The sequence below is a fragment of the Mycobacterium sp. 1245852.3 genome (assembly GCF_001669335.1).
Classification (GTDB): Bacteria; Actinomycetota; Actinomycetes; order Mycobacteriales; family Mycobacteriaceae; genus Mycobacterium; species Mycobacterium europaeum_A.
Genome location: NZ_LZLL01000231.1, coordinates 1 through 3,427, shown reverse-complemented (window position 1 = coordinate 3,427; position 3,427 = coordinate 1). Strand labels below are relative to the sequence as shown.

The window sequence follows — 3,427 nt, the reverse complement described above, 5'->3', positions numbered from 1 at the left end:
CGAGGCGGGGGTGCAGCCGCCGGGCGGTGAGGCGCCCGATCATCTGGCCGTGGTGCTCGAATTCGCCGCCACCGTCGATCCCGACGCCGGGCGGCGACTGCTGAGCCGGCACCGCGTGCCGATCGACGTGCTGCGCGGCGCCCTGGCCGACGCCGAGTCGCCTTACGAACCGACGGTGGCGGCGGTCTGCGCGACCCTGCCCGACGCGACCGATCAGGAAGTGCGCCGCGCCGAGCGCCTGGCCCAAGCCGGGCCGCCGGCGGAAGCCGTTGGCCTGCAACCGTTTACCTTGACCGTGCCACCCCGCGAAGGATCGCCAAGTGTTTAGCAACGTCCTGTTCTGGGACATCGCGCCCTACGTCACGCTGTCGGTGCTGATCGTGGGCACCTGGTGGCGCTACCGGTATGACAAATTCGGCTGGACCTCGCGGTCGTCGCAGATCTACGAGTCGCGACTGCTCAGCATCGCCAGCCCCATCTTTCATTTCGGCATCCTGGCGGTGTTCGCCGGACACGTGATGGGCCTGTTCATTCCGCCGAAGGTCACCCAGATGATGAAGATGAGCGACCACTTCTATCACCTGCAGGCGGTCATCGCCGGGTCGATGGCCGGCGTCGCGACGCTGGTCGGCATCGGGTTGCTGATCTACCGGCGGTTCACCCGCCCGGCGGTCTCCATGGCCACCAGCCGCAGCGACAAGGTGATGTACACGGTGCTGGTGCTGGCGATCGTGGTGGGCCTGTACTGCGACCTGATCGGCACCGGCCCGCACGGCGGGGAGTTCCACTACCGCTACACGGTCGGTTTGTGGTTCCGCCGGATCTGGATCCTGCAACCGCACGGCGAGGTGATGGTCAACGCGCCGCTGGACTACCAGTTGCACGCCCTGATCGGCATGGTGTTGTTCACGCTGTGGCCGTTCACCCGGCTGGTGCATGTGTTCAGCGCCCCGGTCGTCTACCTGTTCCGGCCCTACATCGTCTACCGCAGCCGCGAGGCGGCGGGTAAGGGTCAACTCGTCGGCACGGCGCCGCGCCGGCGGGGCTGGTAAGGGTTCGCCCCGCGCGTCGATTGTGCGGCCAGGGCGACGACACGCCGACCCGGCCCGCCGCCACCGCACACCCAAGCCGTCGGTCACCGAACGGCGCCCGGCTACCAGCCGGTTCGCTGGCCAGTTCGCTTTGAAAGGCCCCCCGCTGCCACAATCACCGACGTGCTATTTCGCAACGTCGCCATCGTCGCCCACGTCGACCACGGAAAGACCACCCTGGTCGACGCGATGCTGCGGCAGTCGGGCGCGCTGCACCACCGCGGGGACGACGCCGTCGAGCGCCTGATGGACTCCGGGGACCTGGAGAAGGAAAAAGGCATCACGATCCTGGCCAAGAACACGGCCGTGCATCGCAAGAATGCGGACGGAACGACGACCGTCATCAACGTCATCGACACGCCCGGCCACGCCGACTTCGGCGGCGAGGTGGAGCGCGGCCTGTCGATGGTCGACGGGGTGTTGCTGCTGGTCGACGCCTCGGAGGGCCCGCTGCCACAGACCCGGTTCGTGCTGCGCAAGGCCCTGGCCGCCCACCTTCCGGTGATCCTGGTCGTCAACAAGACGGACCGCCCGGACGCGCGGATCTCCGAGGTCGTCTCGGAGAGCCACGACCTGCTGCTCGACGTGGCCTCCGACCTCGACGAGGAAGCGCAGAAGGCGGCCGAGCACGCCCTGGACCTGCCGACGCTGTACGCCTCGGGCCGGGCGGGCATCGCCAGCACCACCGAGCCGGCCAATGGCGAGAACCCCGAGGGCGACAACCTCGATCCGCTGTTCGACGTCCTGCTCGAGCACATCCCGCCGCCGCAGGGCGATCCCGAGGCGCCGCTGCAGGCGCTGGTCACCAACCTCGACGCCTCGGCCTTCCTCGGCCGGCTCGCGCTGATCCGCATCTACAAGGGCCGGATCCGCAAGGGCCAGCAGGTCGCCTGGATGCGCGAGGTGGACGGGCATCCCGTCATCACGAACGCCAAGATCACCGAACTGCTGGTGACCGAGGGTGTGGAACGCACGCCCACCGACGAGGCCATCGCCGGCGACATCGTCGCGGTCGCGGGCATTCCGGAGATCATGATCGGTGACACGCTGGCCGATCCGGACCACGCGCACGCGCTGCCGCGCATCACCGTCGACGAGCCCGCCATCTCGGTGACCATCGGCACCAACACCTCGCCGCTGGCCGGCAAGGTGAAGGGGCACAAGCTGACCGCGCGCATGGTGAAGTCGCGCCTGGACGCCGAGCTCGTCGGCAACGTCTCGATCAAGGTCGTCGACATCGACCGGCCCGACGCCTGGGAGGTGCAGGGCCGCGGCGAGCTCGCGCTGGCGGTGCTCGTCGAGCAGATGCGCCGCGAGGGCTTCGAGCTCACCGTCGGCAAGCCCCAGGTCGTCACCCAGACGATCGACGGCAAGCTGCACGAGCCCTTCGAGGCGATGACCATCGACTGCCCTGAGGAATTCGTCGGCGCCATCACCCAGCTGATGGCCGCCCGCAAGGGGCGCATGGAAGAGATGACCAACCACGCGGCGGGCTGGGTCCGGATGGACTTCATCGTCCCCAGCCGCGGCCTGATCGGGTTCCGCACCGACTTCCTCACGCTGACCCGCGGCACCGGAATCGCCAATGCGGTGTTCGACGGCTACCGGCCGTGGGCGGGGGAGATCCGCGCCCGCCACACCGGCTCGCTGGTCTCCGACCGCGCGGGCACCATCACCCCGTTCGCCATGATCCAGCTCGCCGACCGCGGCCAGTTCTTCGTCGAGCCGGGCCAGGACACCTACGAGGGCATGGTCGTCGGGATCAACCCGCGCGCAGAGGATCTCGACATCAACGTCACCCGCGAGAAGAAGCTGACCAACATGCGGTCGTCGACCGCCGATGTCATCGAAACGCTGGCCCGGCCGCTCGAACTCGATCTCGAGCAGGCCATGGAATTCTGCGCGCAAGACGAATGCGTCGAGGTGACCCCGGAGATCGTGCGGGTGCGCAAGGTCGAGCTGGACGCCACCGCCCGGGCCCGCAGCCGGTCGCGCGCCAAGGCGCGGGGTTAACACCGGGGTGGTTGGACGGGCTGCTGTGCGGTTGCTCGATACCCTGATCAGCGTGCCGAGACGAGTCCGCCGTTGGTTCATGGTGCTGGGCGGACTGATCTTTTTGGTCGGACTCGTGCTCTCGGCCTGTACGGTCAACCCGCCGCCGGCGCCGCAGAGCACCGATACGCCGCACAACTCCGTGCCGCCGCCACCGCGGGTCAGCGAGATCATCATGGGCATCGACTCGATCGGGGCCGGCTTCAACCCGCACCTGCTGTCCGACCTGTCCCCGGTGAACGCGGCGATCAGCGCGCTGGTGCTGCCGAGCGCCTTTCGGCCGG

The 3,427-nt window shown here is 68.7% G+C and carries 3 protein-coding genes and 1 pseudogene; all 4 read left to right on the top strand.

The genetic code is table 11. The annotated features are described in order from the left end of the window. A partial coding sequence (narJ, locus tag A9W96_RS10400) for a nitrate reductase molybdenum cofactor assembly chaperone (protein ID WP_067139502.1) occupies positions 1-328 on the top strand: 328 nt, incomplete at its 5' end. After that, positions 321-1,052, top strand: a complete 732-nt coding sequence (gene narI / locus A9W96_RS10395; RefSeq protein ID WP_066868677.1) for a respiratory nitrate reductase subunit gamma — start codon at positions 321-323, stop codon at positions 1,050-1,052. The genes narJ and narI, both read left to right, overlap by 8 nt. Positions 1,053-1,214: 162 nt before the next feature. Then, positions 1,215-3,104, top strand: a complete 1,890-nt coding sequence (gene typA, locus A9W96_RS10390) for a translational GTPase TypA (RefSeq protein WP_067139499.1) — start codon at positions 1,215-1,217, stop codon at positions 3,102-3,104. A 46-nt stretch (positions 3,105-3,150) separates the two neighbouring features. Further along, positions 3,151-3,427, top strand: a pseudogene (locus A9W96_RS10385) (ABC transporter family substrate-binding protein); the annotation flags it as partial.